This window comes from Burkholderia sp. WSM2230 (assembly GCF_000472445.1).
In the GTDB taxonomy this organism is placed as follows: Bacteria; Pseudomonadota; Gammaproteobacteria; order Burkholderiales; family Burkholderiaceae; genus Paraburkholderia.
The window spans coordinates 227,895-247,717 of sequence record NZ_AXAJ01000006.1 but is presented as its reverse complement, the minus strand read 5'-3'; the positions used below and the strand labels follow the sequence as shown (position 1 = coordinate 247,717).

At 62.8% G+C, this 19,823-nt stretch carries 20 protein-coding genes; 8 read left to right on the top strand and 12 right to left on the bottom strand.

What is annotated here, in order from left to right; all coding sequences use genetic code 11:
* The first annotated feature begins 143 nt into the window (after positions 1-143).
* From rpsF to A3AC_RS0114630, 7 genes are all read left to right on the top strand, one after another.
* A complete protein-coding gene (gene rpsF / locus A3AC_RS0114660) occupies positions 144-518 on the top strand; it encodes a 30S ribosomal protein S6 (protein ID WP_006048823.1) in 375 nt (124 codons plus the stop codon).
* Positions 519-583: 65 nt separating this feature from the next.
* The gene (gene priB, locus A3AC_RS0114655) at positions 584-883 is read left to right on the top strand and encodes a primosomal replication protein N (RefSeq protein ID WP_006048824.1); all 300 of its coding nucleotides are present in this window, start codon (positions 584-586) and stop codon (positions 881-883) included.
* A gap of 2 nt (positions 884-885) precedes the next feature.
* Positions 886-1,161 carry a 30S ribosomal protein S18 gene (rpsR, locus tag A3AC_RS0114650; protein ID WP_006048825.1) on the top strand — a complete coding sequence of 92 codons (276 nt, stop codon included), beginning with the start codon at positions 886-888 and terminating at the stop codon, positions 1,159-1,161.
* Between the two features lie 27 nt (positions 1,162-1,188).
* Positions 1,189-1,641: a 50S ribosomal protein L9 gene (gene rplI, locus A3AC_RS0114645; protein ID WP_013339085.1), complete on the top strand. Its 453-nt coding sequence runs from the start codon at positions 1,189-1,191 to the stop codon at positions 1,639-1,641.
* 166 nt (positions 1,642-1,807) lie between these two features.
* A complete protein-coding gene (locus A3AC_RS0114640; RefSeq protein WP_025599706.1) occupies positions 1,808-3,193 on the top strand; it encodes a replicative DNA helicase in 1,386 nt (461 codons plus the stop codon).
* A gap of 151 nt (positions 3,194-3,344) precedes the next feature.
* Positions 3,345-3,971 carry a DUF47 domain-containing protein gene (locus tag A3AC_RS0114635; RefSeq protein ID WP_025599705.1) on the top strand — a complete coding sequence of 209 codons (627 nt, stop codon included), beginning with the start codon at positions 3,345-3,347 and terminating at the stop codon, positions 3,969-3,971.
* The gene (locus A3AC_RS0114630; RefSeq protein WP_025599704.1) at positions 3,971-4,981 is read left to right on the top strand and encodes an inorganic phosphate transporter; all 1,011 of its coding nucleotides are present in this window, start codon (positions 3,971-3,973) and stop codon (positions 4,979-4,981) included. Before A3AC_RS0114635 ends, A3AC_RS0114630 begins: the two co-directional genes overlap by 1 nt.
* Before the next feature lie 123 nt (positions 4,982-5,104).
* Here A3AC_RS0114630 and A3AC_RS0114625 read toward each other — a convergent pair whose 3' ends face one another.
* Complete coding sequence (locus tag A3AC_RS0114625) at positions 5,105-5,911, bottom strand: SDR family NAD(P)-dependent oxidoreductase (RefSeq protein ID WP_025599703.1); 807 nt, start codon at positions 5,909-5,911, stop codon at positions 5,105-5,107.
* Positions 5,912-6,200: 289 nt separating this feature from the next.
* Here A3AC_RS0114625 and rfaE1 point away from each other — a divergent pair, with 289 nt between their 5' ends.
* Entirely contained in the window at positions 6,201-7,127 is a 927-nt protein-coding gene (gene rfaE1, locus A3AC_RS0114620) for a D-glycero-beta-D-manno-heptose-7-phosphate kinase (RefSeq protein ID WP_025599701.1), read from the top strand.
* A gap of 37 nt (positions 7,128-7,164) precedes the next feature.
* On the opposite strand, the gene A3AC_RS0114615 is transcribed toward rfaE1, so the two are convergent.
* The 11 genes from A3AC_RS0114615 to A3AC_RS0114555 all read right to left on the bottom strand — a co-directional run bounded on the left by A3AC_RS0114615 (position 7,165) and on the right by A3AC_RS0114555 (position 19,550).
* On the bottom strand, positions 7,165-8,451 hold the full coding sequence (locus tag A3AC_RS0114615; protein ID WP_025599700.1) for a C40 family peptidase: 1,287 nt from the start codon (positions 8,449-8,451) through the stop codon (positions 7,165-7,167).
* A 216-nt stretch (positions 8,452-8,667) separates the two neighbouring features.
* Entirely contained in the window at positions 8,668-10,509 is a 1,842-nt protein-coding gene (locus tag A3AC_RS0114610) for a PhoH family protein (protein ID WP_025599698.1), read from the bottom strand.
* A gap of 356 nt (positions 10,510-10,865) precedes the next feature.
* Positions 10,866-11,327 (bottom strand): peroxiredoxin, encoded by a 462-nt coding sequence (locus A3AC_RS0114600; RefSeq protein WP_025599697.1) that lies wholly within the window; start codon positions 11,325-11,327, stop codon positions 10,866-10,868.
* A gap of 185 nt (positions 11,328-11,512) precedes the next feature.
* Entirely contained in the window at positions 11,513-12,406 is an 894-nt protein-coding gene (locus A3AC_RS0114595) for a polysaccharide deacetylase family protein (protein ID WP_025599696.1), read from the bottom strand.
* Between the two features lie 10 nt (positions 12,407-12,416).
* Positions 12,417-13,463 (bottom strand): bifunctional UDP-4-keto-pentose/UDP-xylose synthase, encoded by a 1,047-nt coding sequence (locus tag A3AC_RS0114590; RefSeq protein WP_025599694.1) that lies wholly within the window; start codon positions 13,461-13,463, stop codon positions 12,417-12,419.
* Entirely contained in the window at positions 13,460-14,395 is a 936-nt protein-coding gene (locus A3AC_RS0114585; RefSeq protein WP_025599693.1) for a formyltransferase, read from the bottom strand. Before A3AC_RS0114585 ends, A3AC_RS0114590 begins: the two co-directional genes overlap by 4 nt.
* Positions 14,392-15,444 carry a glycosyltransferase gene (locus A3AC_RS0114580; RefSeq protein WP_025599691.1) on the bottom strand — a complete coding sequence of 351 codons (1,053 nt, stop codon included), beginning with the start codon at positions 15,442-15,444 and terminating at the stop codon, positions 14,392-14,394. Before A3AC_RS0114580 ends, A3AC_RS0114585 begins: the two co-directional genes overlap by 4 nt.
* 6 nt (positions 15,445-15,450) lie before the next feature.
* The gene (locus tag A3AC_RS0114575) at positions 15,451-16,608 is read right to left on the bottom strand and encodes a DegT/DnrJ/EryC1/StrS family aminotransferase (protein ID WP_025599690.1); all 1,158 of its coding nucleotides are present in this window, start codon (positions 16,606-16,608) and stop codon (positions 15,451-15,453) included.
* A 187-nt stretch (positions 16,609-16,795) separates the two neighbouring features.
* Positions 16,796-17,167 (bottom strand): SMR family transporter, encoded by a 372-nt coding sequence (locus A3AC_RS0114570; protein WP_025599689.1) that lies wholly within the window; start codon positions 17,165-17,167, stop codon positions 16,796-16,798.
* A 25-nt stretch (positions 17,168-17,192) separates the two neighbouring features.
* Positions 17,193-18,965: an ArnT family glycosyltransferase gene (locus tag A3AC_RS0114565; protein WP_025599688.1), complete on the bottom strand. Its 1,773-nt coding sequence runs from the start codon at positions 18,963-18,965 to the stop codon at positions 17,193-17,195.
* 210 nt (positions 18,966-19,175) lie between these two features.
* Positions 19,176-19,550 (bottom strand): Mth938-like domain-containing protein, encoded by a 375-nt coding sequence (locus tag A3AC_RS0114555; protein WP_025599687.1) that lies wholly within the window; start codon positions 19,548-19,550, stop codon positions 19,176-19,178.
* Between the last annotated feature and the right edge of the window lie 273 nt (positions 19,551-19,823).

Here is a 19,823-nt window from a genome sequence, read left to right as displayed (position 1 = left end):
CTAAATGATTGAAAACACACCTGAATCGCTTGCCGGTGTCAGGCAATGCCTTGCAACCCGGCCCCAATCCGGCTACAATCTTCGGCTTCTCACTTGCCGCACCGGTTCGACGCCCGGGTGGCTTAAATCCACAAGGAGTGTGTATGCGTCATTATGAAATCGTCTTTATCGTGCATCCCGATCAGAGCGAGCAGGTGCCCGCAATGATCGAGCGTTACAAGAGCACGATCACGTCGCACGGTGGCCAGATCCACCGCATCGAAGACTGGGGCCGCCGCCAACTGGCCTACATGATCGAGAAACTCGCGAAGGCTCACTACGTCTGCATGAACATCGAATGCGACCAGACCACGCTCGACGAGCTGGAACACGCGTTCAAGTTCAACGACGCCGTTCTGCGTCACCTCATCGTCAAGATGAAGAAGGCCGAAACCGGCCCCTCGCCGATGATGAAGGAAGTGCAGCGCGAAGAAGCCAAGAAGTCGGCTGCTACGCAACCGTCCGAAGCGCAGGCTTAAGACACACTATTTAAGCTACCAGACCAAAGCGCGCCGCTTTTCGCCAAAGGGTAAAGAAAGGCTACATGAACCGGCTGCAGCTAACGGCCAGCGTCGTCGAACGCGAACCGGTGCGGTATACCCCCGCCGGCGTTCCGATTGCAGGCTGCACGTTGCAGCACCGCACGGAAGTCGTCGAGGCCGGCATTGCCCGGCAAGTCGAACTGACCATGCAGGCGGTAGCCGCAGGCGAGGCGAGCGGTAAGCTGGAAAGCTGTCCGATGGGCGTCGAAACGCTCTTCACAGGCTTCCTGGCAAAAAAGCACCGCAACGCAAGAACTCTGGTATTTCACATCACAGCATTGCAGGACATTGGAAAGGACTGAACATGCCCCGCCCGACTGGTAAGAAATTCGACAAGCGTCGTCAGCAACAAAATCCGCTCTTCAAGCGCAAGAAGTTCTGCCGTTTCACGGCCGCTGGCGTCGAGTACATCGACTACAAGGACATCGAAACGCTGAAGGACTTCATCGGCGAAAACGGCAAGATCACGCCGGCGCGTCTCACGGGTACGAAGTCGCACTATCAACGCCAGCTGGACACGGCAATCAAGCGCGCGCGTTTCCTCGCGCTCGTGCCGTACACCGACCAGCACAAGGCCTAACCCGACGACGCGATAAGGAGCATCCGAATGCAAATCATTCTTCTGGAAAAAGTCGTCAATCTGGGCAACCTGGGCGATATCGTGAAGGTCAAGGACGGTTACGCGCGTAACTTCCTGATCCCGAACAAGCAGGCTCGCCGTGCAACGAAAGAAGCGCTGGCTGAATTCGAAGTCCGCCGCGCTGAACTCGAAAAGATCGCCGCTGAAAAGCTTGCTGCCGCTCAGGCTCAAGGCGAAAAGCTGGCAGGCTCGACGGTTCAGATCGGCCAGAAGGCCGGCGTCGACGGCCGTCTGTTCGGCTCGGTGACGAACGCTGACATCGCTGAAGCGCTGGGCAAGCAAGGCTTCGCAGTGGAAAAGGCGCAAGTGCGCCTGCCGGAAGGCCCGCTGAAGATGGTGGGCGACCACCCGGTTCAGGTTTCGCTGCACACGGACGTCGTTGTCGACGTGACGGTGTCGGTGCTGGGCGAGCACGTCTAAGCCGACGCATCGAAGCTGAGCGCATCAGATAGTATTGGCCAGGTTGTTGCTGGCTAGAGGCAGGGGCCGGGCAACCGGCCCCTGCTTTTTTGTGCGCGCCGATTCCGACGCGATACTGAATTTGCCGCTGGCCCCAAGCGCCTCATTTCCACGATAATTGCTCTCCATGAACGCACCGTCCAAAGATCCCCAACTCGAGTCGCTGAAAGTCCCGCCGCATTCGATCGAAGCCGAGCAATCGGTGCTGGGCGGCTTGCTGCTGGATAACGCCGCATGGGACCGGATCGCCGATTTCCTGTCGCAGAGCGATTTCTACCGCTACGATCACCGCATCATCTTCGAGCACATTGGCAAGCTCATCGCGGCTACGCGTCCGGCTGACGTCATCACCGTGTACGAGGCGCTCGGCACGTCGGGTAAGGCGGAAGAGGTCGGCGGTCTCGCGTATCTGAACGCGCTCGCGCAAAACACGCCGAGCGCGGCGAATATCCGGCGCTACGCCGAAATCGTGCGCGACCGCGCGGTGCTGCGCCGGCTGGTTTCCGTGGCGGATGAAATCTCTGCAGATGCCTTCAACCCGCAAGGCAAGGAAGTCCGGCAACTGCTTGACGAAGCGGAGTCGAAAGTTTTTTCAATTGCAGAAGACGGCGCGCGCGGCACTCAGGGCTTCCTCGAAATCGGACCGCTGCTTACCGAAGTGGTGGAGCGGATCGATACGCTTTACCACACGGCCAATCCGAGCGACGTAACGGGCACGCCAACAGGCTTCGTCGATCTTGACCGCATGACCTCGGGCATGCACGGCGGTGAGCTGATCATTGTCGCGGGGCGTCCGTCGATGGGTAAGACGGCGTTCTCAATGAATATCGGTGAATACGTCGCGGTCGAGTACGGCTTGCCGGTTGCGGTGTTTTCCATGGAAATGCCTGGCTCCCAGCTCACCATGCGTATGCTCGGCTCGGTCGGGCGCCTGGATCAGCATCGCATGCGAACCGGCCGCCTCACCGACGAAGATTGGCCCAAGCTCACGCACGCGGTGCAGAAAATGAGCGAGGCGCAGATTTTCATCGACGAAACCGGCGGCCTCAATCCGATGGAACTGCGCTCGCGCGCGCGGCGGCTCTCCCGCCAGTGCGGCAAGCTCGGGCTCATCATTATCGACTATTTGCAGCTGATGAGCGGCTCGTCGTCGGGCGAAAACCGGGCGACCGAAATCTCGGAAATATCGCGTTCGCTGAAGGGTCTTGCAAAAGAACTGGACGTACCGGTGATTGCTTTGTCGCAGCTCAATCGCGGTCTCGAGCAACGTCCGAACAAGCGGCCGATCATGTCGGACTTGCGGGAATCGGGCGCTATCGAGCAGGACGCCGACGTCATTCTCTTCATCTACCGCGACGAGGTGTATAACCCTGACAGCCCGGATAAAGGCACCGCCGAAATCATTATCGGCAAGCAGCGGAACGGCCCGATCGGCCCGGTTCGGCTCACGTTTCACGGCCAATACACGAAGTTCGACAACTTTGCTGGCGCGCAGAACTTCTACGGCGAATAAGCACGCCGCGCGCCCCCGGCGAATGAGGAAAAGCCGCGGCAACGCAATGGCGCTGTTGTAACGGCGCTTTGCAAAGTGCTACATCGATCCCGCAACGGTACAATATGGCAGTTTTATGTCAGCCATTATGTGACCAATTTTCGGGATCCCAATGTTCGGTCGATTCATCCCCACCGAGGGCAAGTTTTTTGATATTTTCAACGCGCACGCACAGTGCATTGTCTCCGCGAGCCGCGAACTCGAGCTGCTAATCGACAATCTGCAAGACGCAGAGGTCCACAAGCAAAACGTGCAAAAAGCCGAAAAGGCCGCGGACAAGCTCACGCACGAAACCATCGACCTGCTGCACAAGACCTTCATCACGCCGCTCGACCGCGACGAGATCCACAAACTGATCACCACGATGGACGACATCCTCGACCTGATGGAGGACGTCGCCACGGCCATTTCCCTGTACGACGTGCAGTCCGTCACTTCCGAGGCGAGCCAGCTCGCGCACATCTGCACGGCGACCTCCGAGCGCGTGCAGTTTGCCGTCAGCCTGCTGTCGGACATGAAGCAGGCGAGCCAGATCCTGAAGGCATGCGAGGAAATCGACCGGCTCGAGTCCGAAGCGGATCGTGTGCTGCGCGCGGCGATGTCGAAGCTCTTTCGCGAAGAGGACAACGTCAAGACCCTGATCAAGCTCAAGGCGATTTACGAATTGCTCGAAACGATCACGGACAAGTGTGAAGACGTAGCGAACATCATCGAAGGCATCGTGCTGGAAAACGCATAATGCAATCGATACAACTCGCTATCTGGGTAGTCGCTGCCCTGGTCGCCGTCGCGCTGATTTTTGACTTCATGAATGGCTTTCACGACGCGGCCAATTCGATCGCCACCGTGGTCTCCACCGGCGTGCTGAAGCCGCAGCAGGCGGTGGCGTTCGCGGCGGCGTTCAACGTCATCGCATATTTCGTGTTTCACCTGAAGGTGGCCGCGACGGTCGGAAAGGGCACGATTGACCCGGACATTGTCGATCACTACGTGATTTTCGGCGCGCTGGTCGGCGCCATCGGCTGGAACGTCATTACGTGGCATTACGGCATTCCGTCGAGTTCGTCGCACGCGCTGATCGGGGGGCTCGTAGGCTCGGCGCTCGCCAAGTCCGGCTGGGGCTCGCTGAATTTCGACGGCCTCATGAAGACCGTCACGTTCATTTTGGTCTCGCCGCTGCTCGGTTTCGTGCTCGGGTCGTTTTTCATGCTGGCGGTCTCGTGGATCTATTTCCGCACGCCGCCGAGCAAGGTCGACCGGCGCTTCCGGCGCCTGCAACTCGTGTCCGCCGGTTTGTACAGCCTTGGCCACGGTGGCAACGATGCGCAAAAGACCATCGGCATCATCTGGATGCTGCTGATCGCCACGGGCTATGCGTCCTCGATCGCAGAAGCGCCGCCGCTGTGGGTGATCGGTGGCTGCTATCTGTCGATGGGTGTGGGAACCCTGTTCGGCGGCTGGCGAATCGTCCGGACCATGGGCCAGAAAATTACCAAGCTGAAGCCGGTCGGCGGTTTTTGCGCGGAGTCGGGCGGGGCGATCACGCTTTTCACTGCCTCGTGGCTCGGCATTCCGGTGTCGACCACGCATACGATCACCGGCGCGATTGTCGGCGTCGGCGCCACGCAGAAGCTGAGCGCGGTTCGCTGGGGTGTGGCGGGCAACATCGTGTGGGCCTGGATTTTGACGATTCCGGCCTCTGCTGCACTTGCCGCTGCCGCCTGGTGGCTGGGCCACCATTTCCTGTAGGTTTCTGCAGGGTTCTTGCGCGGTTAAGTAAATCAGCGCCTGCTGGGCGGACGAAAAAACTGTCCGCGCCAGTAGGCGCAACGCCGCGCCGCAAGGCCAGACAAGGCCAAAATCACACGCCCCCTAGATCAGCGGTGTGCTTCCACCATCCATCGGGACAATCGCGCCCGTCACATAACTCGCGCGGCGGCTCGCCAGAAACAGCGCGACATCCGCAATTTCCTCCGGTTTCGCGTACCGCCCGAGCGGCACCTTCGCCTGCCCACGCGCCAGCGCCTCGGCGGTTTCCACGCCTTGCTGCGCGGCCTCCAGCTTGACCGCTTCCTCGACGCGCTCCGTCAGCGTCGCCCCGGGATTGATCGCGTTGATCCGGATGCCGAAGCGCGCGTAGTAGTGAGCGAGGCCGACCGTGGCCAGCATCAGCGCGGCATTCGCGGCGCCACCGGCAATATGGATATCGCTCGCCACCTTGCCGCCCATACCAATAATGTTCACGACCGTGCCCGGCTCGCCGCCATCGCCGCGCCTCGCGCGCTCCGCCATGCGGCGCAGCACTTCCTGCTGCGGATAGATGTAGGGGAAATACTTGGCTTCCATCGTCGCGCGGAATGCTTCTGCGTCGAGCGTTTCGGGGTCGTAGCGGCGCGCGGCGCCGGCGCTGTTGACCAGCACGTCGATCGGGCCGACCGCCGTGCTGACTTCCTCGACGATGTCGGCGGCGCTGTGCGGCTCATGCAGGTCGGCGCGCGTGCGATGCACATGCAAGCCTTCTTCCTGCAACTGTTCGTACGCACGCGCCAGATTGGCCGGGTCGCGCGAAACGATTGCGACTTTCGCGCCTTCCAGCGCGAAAGCCCGCGCGCATGCAAAGCCGATGCCCTTGCTGCCGCCTGTAATCAACACCACTTTTTCTTTCAGCCCGAGATCCATTGTCGTCACCCGCTTCAGAAGAATACCGATGACGATAGCAGATCGGCGGCGCCCGCGTGCTGAACCAGCCGCGACGTCGGGCGAGGTTCGCGGGGCACGTCAATGGGACGAATCCGATTGATGACCGACCGTTGCGTCAAGGCGTCAGCGCGCATTCGGTCCGCCATCTCATTTGTGACAATGTGTGCGTTTTTCGCTGTCAGATTTATCAGTACCACCAACTAATTTTTAGCCGTGTCGTCGACGGATGTGTCTGTGCCGAAAGAACCCATTCTGAAGGAGTCGCAAATTGAGTCTGGATTGCTCATCGGCGTCAATCATCGTTGCAGGTGACGTGATGCTGGATCGCTACTGGTTTGGAGACAGCACGCGCATTTCGCCCGAGGCGCCGGTGCCTGTGGTCCGCATCCAGCGCACTGGGGACGTTGCGGGCGGCGCGGCCAACGTGGCCATCAACGCGGTGAACCTGGGCGCGCAGGTCACGCTGCTGTCTGTGGTCGGCGACGATCAGGACGGGCGGGCATTGCAGGCTTTGCTGGAGTCGCGCAACGTTCGCTGCACGTTTTTGCGCGACCCGGAGCTGCAAACCACAGTCAAGCTGCGCGTGATTTCGCGCAACCAGCAGATCGTGCGCGCCGATTTCGAGCAGCGTCCGAACCACGAGTTGCTGTTTCCGCTCGTCGCCCAATTCCGCGAGAAGTTGAAAGCTTGTAAGACTGTGGTGTTCTCGGATTACGGCAAGGGCGGGCTCGCGCATCTACGCCTGATGACGTCCGACGCAACGTCCGCAGGGGCGACCATTCTCGTCGATCCGAAAGGACCGGACTACTCGATCTACCGTGGGGCAAGCGTCATGACGCCGAATCGCGACGAATTTGCGCAGGCAGCGGGCAAGTGGACCAGCGAGGCAGACTTCGAGCGGCGCGCGTTCGGGCTGTGCGACGAATTCGAACTGGCGGCCCTGCTCGTCACGCGCTCGGAGGAAGGCATGAGCCTCTTTGTCGAGAATCGCCACATCCGCATTGCCGCGCAGGCGCGTGAGGTGTACGACGTGTCCGGGGCTGGCGACACAGTCATCGCCACCATGGCCGCCGCGTTGGCAGCGGGCCACGATGTCGAAAGCGCGGCGCGGCTCGCTAACGTGGCGGCCGGTATCGTGGTCGGGAAAGTCGGCACCGCGCCCATCACGCTCGACGAACTCACTCAGCGCGTCTGAGCAGCGCTGTGGCGTCAGCGAACCGCGCCTACCGTGGTCAGAAGTTGCCGTTGGCGAAGCGGGCGATCGGGTCGTCGTTGGTTTGCGACGGGGCAGGTACGCTCCGCGAGGCCGTCGAGGCTCGCATGATCTGCACGGCGCCGTCGGCGGTCCGTGGCTGTTCCGCTTGCTGATCGAGCGGGGCCTGTTGGGTATGCTGGCTTTGTTGCGCGAGGCGCGCCTGGCGGGCGGCGACGGAAGCGGGCGGTGGCGGCTCGAACGCATCGGCGGCTGCGTCAATGGGGTCCGGTGCGCCAGCGCTTGCTGTTCTGGGTGCGGAGCGCGCTGCCGCAGTGGTCTGCAGCGGCGCGGCAGCGCTGCCGTCATACGCACTCGCCTGAGCCGGAGGAGTCGGCGTCGGCGAGATTGCGCCCGCTGCGCGCGCCTGTAGCTGCGCCGCGCTCATTCCCGGCGGCGGCGGTTCGAACGGATCGGCTTGCGGCGCCCGGGTTGCGGGCAGGGTGGCCAAGGCGGAATCAGTAGTCGCCGTCGATGGCGCGCGCGGTTCGGCCGCCACTGCGGCCCGAGCGCTGTTTTGCGAAGGCGACGGACTTGCGGCATAGCTTGCAGCCGACCTGGCCGCAGTGGCTGGCGCACCGACCGCGCCGGCCTGGGCACTTCCATACGCGCTGGCGCCAGCTGCCTGGCCGCCGCCATACGCACTCGCCGCCGCCAGTCCCGCTGCACGCTCCGGCTGGGGCGCCGCCGCCTGATAGTTCGGCGCGTCGAACGGCGTGGGCTTCGCGGCCGGTGCCGCCACGCGGCGGATGCCGTCGAAGCGCTTCGCCCAATACGGGTTGGTCAGATAGTCGAGCCGCACCGTGCCGCCCGTCGACGGCGCGTTGACAAAGCGCAACTTGCCCACGTAGATGCCCACGTGCGAATGCGGCCGCCCGGTAGTGTTGAAGAAGATCAGATCGCCGGGCGCGATTTCGTCCGGCTCAACCGATTCGCCGCGTCCGCTCATATCGGCGGTCGTGCGCGGCAGGTTCACCGACGCCGCGCGCGCCACCACATAGCGAACAAGGCCGCTGCAATCGAAGCCGCTGTCCGGCGTGTTGCCGCCCCAGCGGTAGGGCACGCCGACGAGGCTCATCGCCTGAATGGAAATTTCCTCACGGCCGATGCTGTGGTCCACAAAATTGGGAAAGCCCGGCGGCGGTGCCCGATACGCGCCGTTCGCCGCGATGACGGAGCTTCCCGAGCCGCGCGAAGTCTTTTGCGGCGCGCCGGCACACGCGGCGAGCAGCAGCACGGTCAGCAACGAGAAGGCGAGTCGGCGCATGAAGGGCAGAGGGCGGTAAACGCTCGTTTAATGGCGGACGATGTCCGGATGGTAGCCGGTGAAACGCGAAAGCGGCAAGAACTCTTGACAAATTACTTGAAGTTCATGCGCTAAGTGTTGCTCGCCAAAGACGCAGCAGACATGAAAAAGCCGCGCCCCGAAAGCTCGGAGCGCGGCTCGCCGTCCAGCCGGCCATTGCAGCCAACCAGCTGATTCCTAAAGGATCTCCGACGCGTAGTCCGCGAGGCGCGAACGCTCGCCGCGCGCAAGCGTCACGTGCCCGCTGTGCGCCCATCCCTTGAAGCGGTCGACCACGTACGTCAGGCCGGAACTGCCTTCTGTCAGATAAGGCGTATCGATCTGCGCGATATTGCCGAGGCAGATGATCTTCGTACCCGGGCCCGCGCGCGTGACGAGCGTCTTCATCTGCTTGGGCGTGAGGTTTTGCGCCTCGTCGATGATCAGATACTTGTCCACGAACGTACGGCCGCGCATGAAGTTCATGCTCTTGATCTTCAGGCGCGAGCGGATCAGTTCCTGGGTCGCGGCGCGGCCCCATTCGCCGGCGGCGTCGTCGGTCTTCTGCAGCACTTCGAGGTTGTCGTCGAATGCACCCATCCACGGCTGCATTTTTTCCTCTTCAGTACCGGGCAGAAAGCCGATGTCCTCGCCGACGGGCACCGTCGCGCGCGTCACGATGATCTCGTTGTAGCGCTTGTCGTCCAGCACCTGCGCGAGACCGGCTGCGAGCGCCACCAGCGTTTTGCCGGTGCCGGCCTGGCCGAGCAGCGTGACGAAGTCGATCTCGGGGTTCATCAACAGATTCAGCGCGAAGTTCTGCTCGCGGTTGCGCGCGGTGATGCCCCACACATTGTTCTTGTGGTGGCCGTAGTCACGCAGCGTTTGCAGCAGCGCCGTCTTGCCGTTCAACTCGCGCACCAGCGCGTGAAACGCCGGCTCGCCGTTCTGCGGCTCGAGATACACGAATTCGTTGACGAGCATCGACGGACACAGCGGCCCGGTCACGCGGTAATACGTGGTGCCGGTCTTGGTGTCCTGCCAGCTCTCCATGCCCTTCGCGTGCCGCGTCCAGAAGTCCTGCGGCAGTGCGCGGATGCCCGAATACAGCAGGTCGCTGTCTTCGAGCACCTGGTCATTGAAGTAGTCTTCGGCGGGCAAGCCGAGCGCATGCGCCTTGATGCGCATGTTGATGTCTTTCGACACCAGCACGACCTGACGATCCGAACGGTCGCGCTGCAACGCGCGCACTACGCCGAGAATCTGATTGTCGGCTTTGCCTTCCGGCAGGCCTTCGACCGGCTCGATCGCCGTCAGCTTTGTCTGGAAGTACAGGCGCCCGGACGCCTCGCGGCTGCCTAGACGCGCGAGCGAGATGCCGTCGGAGATGTTGCCCGCGTTCGCAACCAGCGCGTCGAGCGTGCGGCTCACTTGCCGTGCATTACGCGCGACTTCCGACATGCCCTTCTTGTGGTTGTCGAGTTCTTCCAACGTCATCATCGGCAGATAGACGTCGTGTTCCTCGAAACGGAACAGGCAGCTCGGGTCGTGCATCAGCACGTTCGTGTCGAGCACGAAGAGCTTCTGGATCTCGACTGGCTGCGCGGCCGTGCCGCGTTTTTTGCTAGTGCCGCGCGCGGTGGGTGCAGCGGCGGCCGTGCTGGCCACAGGCTCTTTGGCGCCTGGCTTGCGCGCGACGACCGGCTGCGGCTCGGCTGCGGGAACCGGCTGCAGCAGCGCGGCGGTCTGCCTGGTCTTGCGCCCGGAGCCCGACGCGGCGCGCGCCTGAGCGGCCTCGCCCGCGGCAGCGGACGCCGTGGCGGAAGCGGACGACGCCGGCACCGGTCGCAGGGTAGTCGCGGCATTGGCAGCATGCGCCATGGGCGTGGCGACGTTCGCGCGCCCGTAGTCGGCCGGTTCCGCGGATTCTCCCTCGGCCTGTTTCTTCGCGGTGGAGCGCGCCGGCGTGGCGGCCTTGGCCTTGTATTCGTCAGGTGGCAGGAGATTGCCGAGCTTGCTCGGGGGGGTAGGCAAAGGCATGGTTTCCCTCGAAATAATCGGGTCACATATCGTGCGCCGCCTGTCGCATTCTGCCGGTGCCGATGTTGCGCACGCAGTTTGCGCCCGGAGGCGCGCATTCGGTCTGGAGATGCCGGTTCGCCTGGTCTTCGATCGGCTCCTTAACGGAAAGCGCGCGGCCGAGTGAACGAACGGCTGCGCGCAATTAAAAAAGCCGCCGCCCCGTCGTACGGGGCAAGCGGCTCGCTTACGGTGTTCGCGTTGCGCCTCACGACCTCAACGGATCGGATGCCTCGACCGACACGACCGTCAAGTCTTGCGCAGCGGCGAAAAATTTGGGATGGACAGGCACTCATTGCAACCCAATATAACGCGCCTCACAGCGCTTGTACAGCCTGCAGAATTTCGTCGACATGGCCGGGCACTTTCACGCCGCGCCACTCGTGGCGAAGCACGCCGTCCGCGTCGATGACGAAGGTGGAGCGTTCAATTCCCCGTACTTCCTTGCCATACATTTTCTTCATTTTGATGACGCCAAAGAGCGCGCACAGTTTTTCTTCGGGATCCGAGATCAGCGGGAAGGGCAGTTCGAGCTTTGCCTTGAAGTTGTCATGCGAGCGCAGGCTGTCGCGCGAGACGCCGAGGATTTCCGTGCCGGCCTTCTTGAACTTCGGATACAGATCGCGGAACTGCAGACCTTCGGTCGTGCAGCCTGGCGTGTTGTCCTTCGGATAAAAATACAGCACCACCTTCTTACCCCGCAGGTTGGACAGCGTGATCTCGCCTCCGGTAGCGGCAGCGGTGAAGTCGGGGATGGGTTGATCGACTGCGATGGGCACGAGATTCTCCGGTTGTTATGGTCGGCGCCACCGTGTGAAGTCACAGCGGCGCCGACCTGGCATCGAGACATTTTTTGGGAGGGGCTGCCGGTGCGCGCATATTCTCGCGTGGCGGCTGGGTCGTCAGGGCGGGTTGCCGGGCAGTGAGCCAATGGCTGTGTCGACGCCGCACGCCGGCCGACCCGTCATGGCTGGACGATCAGCTCGCCGGAGCGCCCTGGAATTTCGCCCCACGTAACAGGGTACGATGGCAGCGCGCTGCGGTCCAGCACCGCGTAGTAGTCGCCCATGGTCGCAAACGTGTGGCCTTGCGCGCGCCAGCCTTCCAGCAACTGTTCGAAGATGGGCGCGAGCTTCTGGCCTTCCAGTTCCGCATGCAGCGTGAAGACCTGATCGTGCGGGTTGTTTTCCGTGTGCCTGAGCATGAAGGCGGCGACGTTGTGTTCGTCCACCCCGTTCACGCCGAGCACTTCGTCGAGCGTGGGAAGCGTGGTCGGCATCTGCACGTGCGCGAGCGTCTTGCCGTTCACAACCGGCAGATACGGCGAATGACCGCGGCCGTCGGACGCGTAATGCATGCCCCAGGCGTCGATCTGCTCGAACGCGTGGCCGTTCATCTGCCAGCCGGCCGCGCCGTGCGTGACCGGCGGCGCGCCGAAGATGTCGACGAAACGGTCATGGCTTTTCTGCATTTGCGCCGAGGTCCACGCGCGATCTTTCGAACGCACGTTGTCCTGCCAGTACACGTGGTCCCACGTGTGAATGCCGCACTCAAAACCGGCTTCGTGAATCGCGCGCATTTCCGCCGACGCTTTTACGCCGATGTCCGGCCCCGGCAGCAGTACGCCGTACATCAACTGCCTGAGCCCGTAGTGTTCGACCACCGACGTGCGCGACACCTTCTGCAGAAATCCCGGCCGCAGCACGCGGCGCATCGCCCAACCGGTGTGGTCGGGCCCGAGGCTGAAGAGGAAGGTGGCGCGCGCCTTGAAGCGGTCGAAAATACGCGCGAGATTCGGCACGCCTTCGCGGGTGCCGCGCAGCGTGTCGACGTCGATCTTCAGGACGATACGGGCCAAGGATCAGCCCTTATTGCTGTTCGACGAGTGCGCGCGCTTCAGCGACATGGCCGCGATACGCTTCGAAAATCTTGCGCAGCGCTTCGTCGAAGGTCGACTTCGGCGCCCAGCCGAGTTCCTGCATCGTGTTGTCGATCTTCGGCACGCGGTTCTGCACGTCCTGATAGCCCGCGCCGTAATACGCGCCCGACGACGTTTCGACCAGTTGGACCTTTTTCGCGGTGTCAGCGTATTCCGGAAATTCCGCGGCGAGCGTCAGCATCTTGTGCGCGAGTTCACGCACTGAGAAGTTGTTGGTCGGATTGCCGATGTTATAGATCTTGCCCGTGGCAACGCCGTTCCTGTTCTCGATGATCTTCATCAGCGCGCCGATGCCGTCGTCGATATCGGTGAACGCGCGCTTTTGAGCGCCGCCGTCTACGAGGCTGATGTTCTCGCCGCGCACGATGTGGCCGAGGAACTGCGTGACCACGCGCGAGCTGCCTTCCTTGGGCGTGTAGATCGAGTCGAGGCCCGGGCCGATCCAGTTGAACGGACGGAAGAGCGTGAAGTTCAGGCCCTCCATGCCGTAGCCCCAGATCACGCGGTCCATCAACTGCTTCGAGCACGCGTAGATCCAGCGCGGCTTGTTGATCGGGCCATACGACAGCTGCGATTCTTCAGGATCGAACTGCTCGTCCGTGCACATGCCGTAGACCTCCGAGGTCGACGGAAACACGAGGTGCTTGCCGTACTTGACGGCCGAGCGCACGATGGGCAGATTCGCCTCGAAGTCCAGTTCGAACACGCGCAGCGGCTGCTTGACGTAGGTGGCGGGCGTGGCGATCGCGACCAGCGGCAGAATCACATCGCACTTCTTGATGTGATATTCGACCCACTCCTTGTTGATCGTGATGTCACCTTCGAAAAAGTGCATCCGCTCATGATTGACGAGATCGCCCAGACGTTCGGTCTGCATGTCCATCCCGAAGACTTCCCAATCGGTCGTCTCGAGAATGCGTTTGGACAGGTGATGGCCGATGAAGCCGTTCACACCCAGGATCAGGACTTTCTTCATAAATGTCGGGGAGTTTGGAGGAACTGGGCGAATTCGGCCGGGGTGACGACGGTTTCGGTGCCGTCGTGCTGATGCCGCAATTCGTGGATCGCGATCGCGCGGCCGTCGCCGCATATCGCAAAAACGGCATTATCGCTTACGTGCAGGCCCGGCGGCAAATCGGAGCGAAGCGCGCCGGGTGTCGCGAGGCGCGCGCGCGCCACCACAAAACGCCGGCCGCCGATGTCGGTAAACGCGCCGGGATAGGGCGGCGCGACCGCGCGAATCAGGTTGTAGACCTGTTGCGCCGGCTGCGTCCAGTCGATGCGGCCGTCTTCCGGCTTGCGCCCGCCGTAGTAGCTGCCGTGCGACAGATCGTTGGGCAGATGCGGCGCCTCGCCCGCCAGCAGCGCGGGCAGCACGCGCCACAGCGTCTGCTCGGCGGCCACGGTGACTTTGTCAAACACTTGCGCGGCGGTGTCGTCCGGAAGGATCGGCACGGGCGTTTGTGCAAGGATCGCGCCGGCGTCGGGTTTTGCCGCCATTTCGTGCAGCGTCGCGCCAGTTTCGGTTTCACCGTGCAGCACCGCCCAGTTCGTGGGAACGCGGCCGCGGTACTTCGGCAGCAGCGAGCCGTGCATGTTGTAAGCGCCGCGCGCGGCGAGCGCGAGCAGGTCGACCGGCAACATGTGGCGGTAGTAGAACGAGAAGATGAAGTCCGGGCGCGCCGCGCTGACAGCCGCACGCAACTCCGGGCTTTTCGGATCGGCGGGCGTCAGGACGGGAATGCCGTGTTCGGCCGCCACGCTTGCGACGCTGCCGAACCAGATGTTCTCCGTTGGGCTGTCCTCGTGTGTGACGACGAGCGCCACGTCCACGCCGCGCGCGAGCAGCACCTGCAGGCAGCGCACTCCAACATTGTGATACGCGAATACGACAGCACGCGGTTTCATCGAGTCGGACCCTCGTCGCGCTGCTCGGCCACAGGCGCCGGCTGAATGACATGCGCGACCGTCTGACGCGGCACGTCGGCCACGGCGGTGCCGTTGCGCTCTTCGAGAATGGTCTGCACCAGATAGCGCGGACGCGCGCGCACCTGTTGATAAATCCGGCCAATGTACTCGCCGAGCAGCCCGAGCGCGAAGATGATCACGCCCAGCAGGAAGAACGTGATGGCGAAGAGCGTGAACACGCCCTGAACTTCCGCGCCGATGATGAAGCGGCGAATCAGCAGCAGCACGAAGAGCGCCGCCGAGCCGAGCGACAGGATCACGCCGATGAACGACAGCCACTGCAGCGGCACGACCGAGAAGCCGGTCACGAGGTCGAAATTCAGGCGGATCAGCGAATAGAGCGAGTACTTCGATTCGCCCGCGAAGCGCTCTTCGTGCGCGACCTCGATCTCCACCGGGTTCTGCGCGAACGTGTAGGCGAGCGCGGGAATAAACGTGTTGATTTCGCCGCAACGATTGATCGTGTCGATGATGTGCCGGCTGTACGCGCGCAGCATGCAGCCCTGGTCGGTCATCTTGATGCGGGTGATGCGCTCGCGCAGACGGTTCATCGCGCGTGAGGCCTTGCGGCGCCAGAGGCTGTCCTGGCGTTGCAGGCGGATCGTGCCGACGTAGTCGAAGCCCTCGCGCATTTTGTTCACGAGCTTGCCGATCTCTTCGGGCGGATTCTGCAGATCGGCGTCGAGCGTAATGACGATCTCGCCGCGCGACTGCTCGAAGCCCGCGAGGATCGCCATGTGCTGCCCGTAGTTGCCGTTCAGCAGGATCACGCGGGTCGTGTCGGGGCGCGCGCGGAACTGCTCGGCGAGCAGCGCGGGTGATTTGTCGCGGCTGCCGTCGTTGATGAAGATCACTTCATATGACGTGCCGAGCGCGTCGAGAGCCGGATAAAGCCGCGCGAATAGCGCTGCCAGTCCGGCTTCCTCGTTGTACACCGGAATGATGATCGACACTTCCGGCGTGACGGCGCGTTGTTCCGTATAAATCATTTCCGCTTACTTTCCGTATTGTTCGCAAATTTCATTGACCGCGCGGCATACGCGCTCCACGTCGCCTTCGTTCATCAGCGTGAAGAGCGGCAGTGTGACATTGGTGGCGCCGAAGCGCTCGGTATGCGGGAACATGCCTTCTGTGAAGCCGCGCGCGCGATACAGCGAGAACAGGTGAATGGCCGGATAGTGCACACCGGAGCCGATGCCGCGTTCCTTCAACTGTCCCATGAAACCGGCGCGGTCGATGGAAAGCTTTTCCAGTGGCAATGTGATCTGGAACATGTGCCAGTTGCTGTTCTCGAAGTCGGGAAACGGCAGGCCGACACCCAGTTTCACCGCCGCGCCGCCCTCGAAGCCGGCGTAATACGCGCGCACGAGTTTGCGGCGCTGCGCGAGAAAGCGTTCCAGATGCGGCAACTGGCCAAGGCCGACGCGCGCCGCGACGTCCGTGAGGTTGTACTTGCCGCCGAGCACGTCGCAGTCCATGCCGTCGAAGCCCGTGCGCGTGATGCCTTGCAGCCGGTATTTCTGCGCGAGGATGGCTTCGTCTTCGTTGTTCAGCACCAGTGCGCCGCCTTCAATCGACGTGAGGTTCTTGTTCGCATGAAAGCTGAAGGAGACCATGTCGCCAAGCGCGCCGATGCGCTTGCCGTTCCACGTCGAGCCGAACGCCTGGGCGGCGTCTTCCACCACGCGCAGCTTGTGCGCGCGGGCAATTGCGTAGAGGCGGTCCATGTCGACCGGCAAGCCCGACAGATAGACCGGAATCAGCGCCTTGGTGCGCGGCGTGATCGCCTGCTCAAGCTTGTCGAGGTCGACGTTGCGCGTTACCGGGTCGATGTCCGCGAACACCGGCGTCGCGCCGACTTCGTAGATCACGTTGCTGGTCGAGACCCACGAGGCGGGCGTGGTGATCACTTCGTCGCCGGGGCCGACGCCTGCAATACGCAGGCCGATTTCGAGCGTCGCCGTGCCGGAATTGAAGGTGCGCACCGGACGGCCGCCGCAGAACTCCGAGAGCGCCGCCTCGAACTTCTGGTTCTGCGGGCCTGTGGTAATCCAGCCGGAGCGCAGCACGTCGGCTACGCCTTGAATGGTTTCTTCATCAATTTCTGGTTTGACGAACGGCAGGAACGGCAGAGGCGGAACGGTAGAGGTCATGAATGCTTCGCTCGATCGAAAGAGCCGGAGCCCGGACGGCGCATTCGACACACCCTGCGCGCGATTCCAGGCCAAGGCCAAAAAGGGTGCAACCGCGGAGCATACCGCGATCAACCTTACGTTTTGCTTAGCCGGCGTTGACGCCGGCTTACGTTGTCTTGCCGCGGCTCGGTAGCCGCAAAAGCGCCTAACTGCGCGCGAGTATCACCACGCCGACCAGGATTACGCCGATGCCGACGAGCTTATGCACCGACAGCACTTCGCCGAACAGATACCACGCGGCGAAAGCATTGACGATATAGCCAAGCGACAGCATCGGATAGGCGATCGACACGTCCACGCGCGACAGCCCGACGATCCACACCACGACGCTGATCACATAACAGGCGAGGCCGCCGATGATCGGCGGTTGCGTTGCGAGCCGGAAGGCAATCGGCAGGATGTTCGCACGGCTGAATTCGAAGTGTCCAACGGCATTCGTTCCGGCTTTGAGCAGCAACTGCGCGCCGGCGTTCAACGTGACGCCGGCGAGAATGCAAAAGAGGGAAATCGGGTTCATCGGGTGTCAGGATCCGGATATGGGGTCACGATTGCGGTTTTTCTACCGGCGCAGCGGGTGCAGGCGGCGCGGCCGGTGTGTCCGACGCTGGCTGGGCCGGCGCGGCCGTCGGCTCCGCTGCGAGCGGCTTCATCACGACGACGCGGCGCGAGTCGCGGTCAACCACCTGCATGGGCAGGCCTTCGCTCAGGAGCCTGTCGTAAGTCTGCGGCGGAAGCAGCGCGAGCGCGTAGCGGTCAGTCTTCCAGCGCTCTTCCCATGCCTGCACCGAAGGCAGCCATTTCTGCGGCTCCACCGATACCCCGAATGCCAGTTCGTCCGGATGCTCGACCATCGTCATGGTATGGCCGATGTAAAACGGCAGAGTATGGTCGAGTACGCCGACCGAGTAGAACGGCGTGTCGGCCGGCAATTTCGCCATCTGCGCCTTGATGGCCGGCGCGAGCGGTGCGCCCGAACTGAGGCGCCCGAACACATCGTGACCCGTGCCCGCAATCGTGCCGAGCAGCAGCCACGCCGCGCCAAAACTTGCAATGGCCCCGAGACTGCCGGCGCGGCTGCGCCGATTGATCCACAGCGCGCCGAGCGTCAGCACGAAGCCGACCGCCAGCGCAGCGAGCACCCATGTGCGGTACGCGGCGTAGATTTCAGTTGGATTGCGCGCGCTGCCGAAGCGCGGCAGGAACAGCGCGGCAAACGCGGCAACTACGAGAAATAGTGCATAGCCGGTCAGATGACGGCGCCATTGCTCACGCGTGACGAGCGGCAGGTACATGCCGATCAGAAGCGCGATGGCCGGCGCGATCGGCAGCGTGTACGACAGCAGCTTGGAGTGCGACGCGCTGAAGAACAGGAAGATGAAGCCGGTCCAGACGAGCATCAGCGTGACGGGCGCGAAGCCGTTCGGCTGGCGCGGCAGACGCCATGCATGACGCACGCTTTGCACCGTCAGAGAAAGCCACGGCAGAAAACCGATAATCAGTACCGGCACGAAGTAATAGAACGGCCCAGGGCGGTTCTGTTCAGGCGTCAGATAGCGCTTGAACTGCTGAACGATGAAGAAAAAATTGAGGAATTCGGGATTGCGCTGCTGCACCAGCACGAACCACGGCGTTACGATCGCGAAGAATACGAGCACGCCGCCGATCAGATGCAGGCGCTTCCAGACCGCCCAGTCGCGCGCGATCAGCGTGTAGAGCACCAGCACCGCGCCCGGCAGGATTACGCCGACAAGGCCTTTGGACAGCACCGCGAGCGCCATCGACGCCCAGCACAGCCACATCCAGCCGCGCACGCACGAGTTCGTGAGATCCGGGCGCTGCGCGAGCAGCAGCGCGCACAGCGTCAGTTCCATCCAGAACGACAGGCCCATGTCGAGCGTGTTGAAGTGGCCCATCAGATTCCAGTACGGCGAGGTGGCCAGCACCAGTGCGGCGAACACGCCGGTCGCCGCATTGAACACGCGTGCGCCGGTGTAGCCGAGCAGCAGCACGCCGGCAAAACCCGTCAGCGCCGTATAGAGCCGCGCCTGCCATTCGCCGATGCCGAACCATGCGAAGGTCAGCGCGTTCGCCCAGGTTTGCAGCGGCGGCTTTTCGAAGTACTTGTAGCCGTTGTAGCGCGGCGTGATCCAGTCGCCGGTGACGAACATTTCGCGGGCCATTTCCGCGTAGCGGCCTTCGTCGCTGGGCAGCAGATGGCGCCAGCCGAGCGGCACGAACCAGATAACGGCAAGGGTCAGCACCAGCAGAAGAATCGCGGTGCGGTTGAGCGGTAGCCTCGACGGCGTATCGTTCATGGATTTAAACCTTTCTGGCGACGCCGCTTGCGCGGCGCTGCGTTGTTATTCGGAAATGCCGGCAGGCGGCTGCCCGCGCGCGGATGGCGCGCAGTGTACGTGATCGTGCGTGGCGCGGCGAGGGCAGGCGCGGCGGCACAGCCCGCGGACGAGCGGTGATCCGTGGCTGGGCCAGCAGGCTGGCCGCTGGCGATCAACCCGCTGCGAGCGCTAAGCTTCGATCAGCAGCGCCGCCGCAACCTTGCGGCCCTCGGCCATCAGAATGTTGTACGTGCGGCAGGCGGCCTTGAAGTCCATGGTTTCGACGCCGATGCGCTTCGCCGTCAGCACGGCGGTCAGGCGCGGATGCGGAAAACGCAGCCGCTCGCCGCTGCCGAACACCACCACCTCGGGCGCGGAATCCACCAGCATCGCGAAAAGCTCAGGCGTGAGTTGCTCGAAAGACGTGACGGGCCAAGGGATGACGGGCGCGTCCGGCAGCACGAGAATGCTTCCGGCATGGCGCTCCAGATTGATTTCGACATAGCCGGCGCCGTAGCCCGTGACGGTGTTGAGGGCGCCGCTGGAATCCTGATGTAATTTCAAATTCGTTTTCCGAAGTCGTCGCGAGACATCGTGCGTGTTGAAGGCCTGACGCGGCAGACGCGAGCAGGGCGGTTCTACACGAGTGGGACAGGAAAGGGCTCAAAAGGCTCCCGTTGCGGTTGGTGCATTGCGGAAGTCGGCCTAAATCCGCTAAATTATAACTTTTTAGCCGCCCAGAGGCGCCCCTGCGCATGCGCCGCCACAAGCCGCGCCGACGATCCGGGTGCGGCCCATCGGCTACCTACCCTGGTTGCGCCCGCTTTCGTCCGCCGT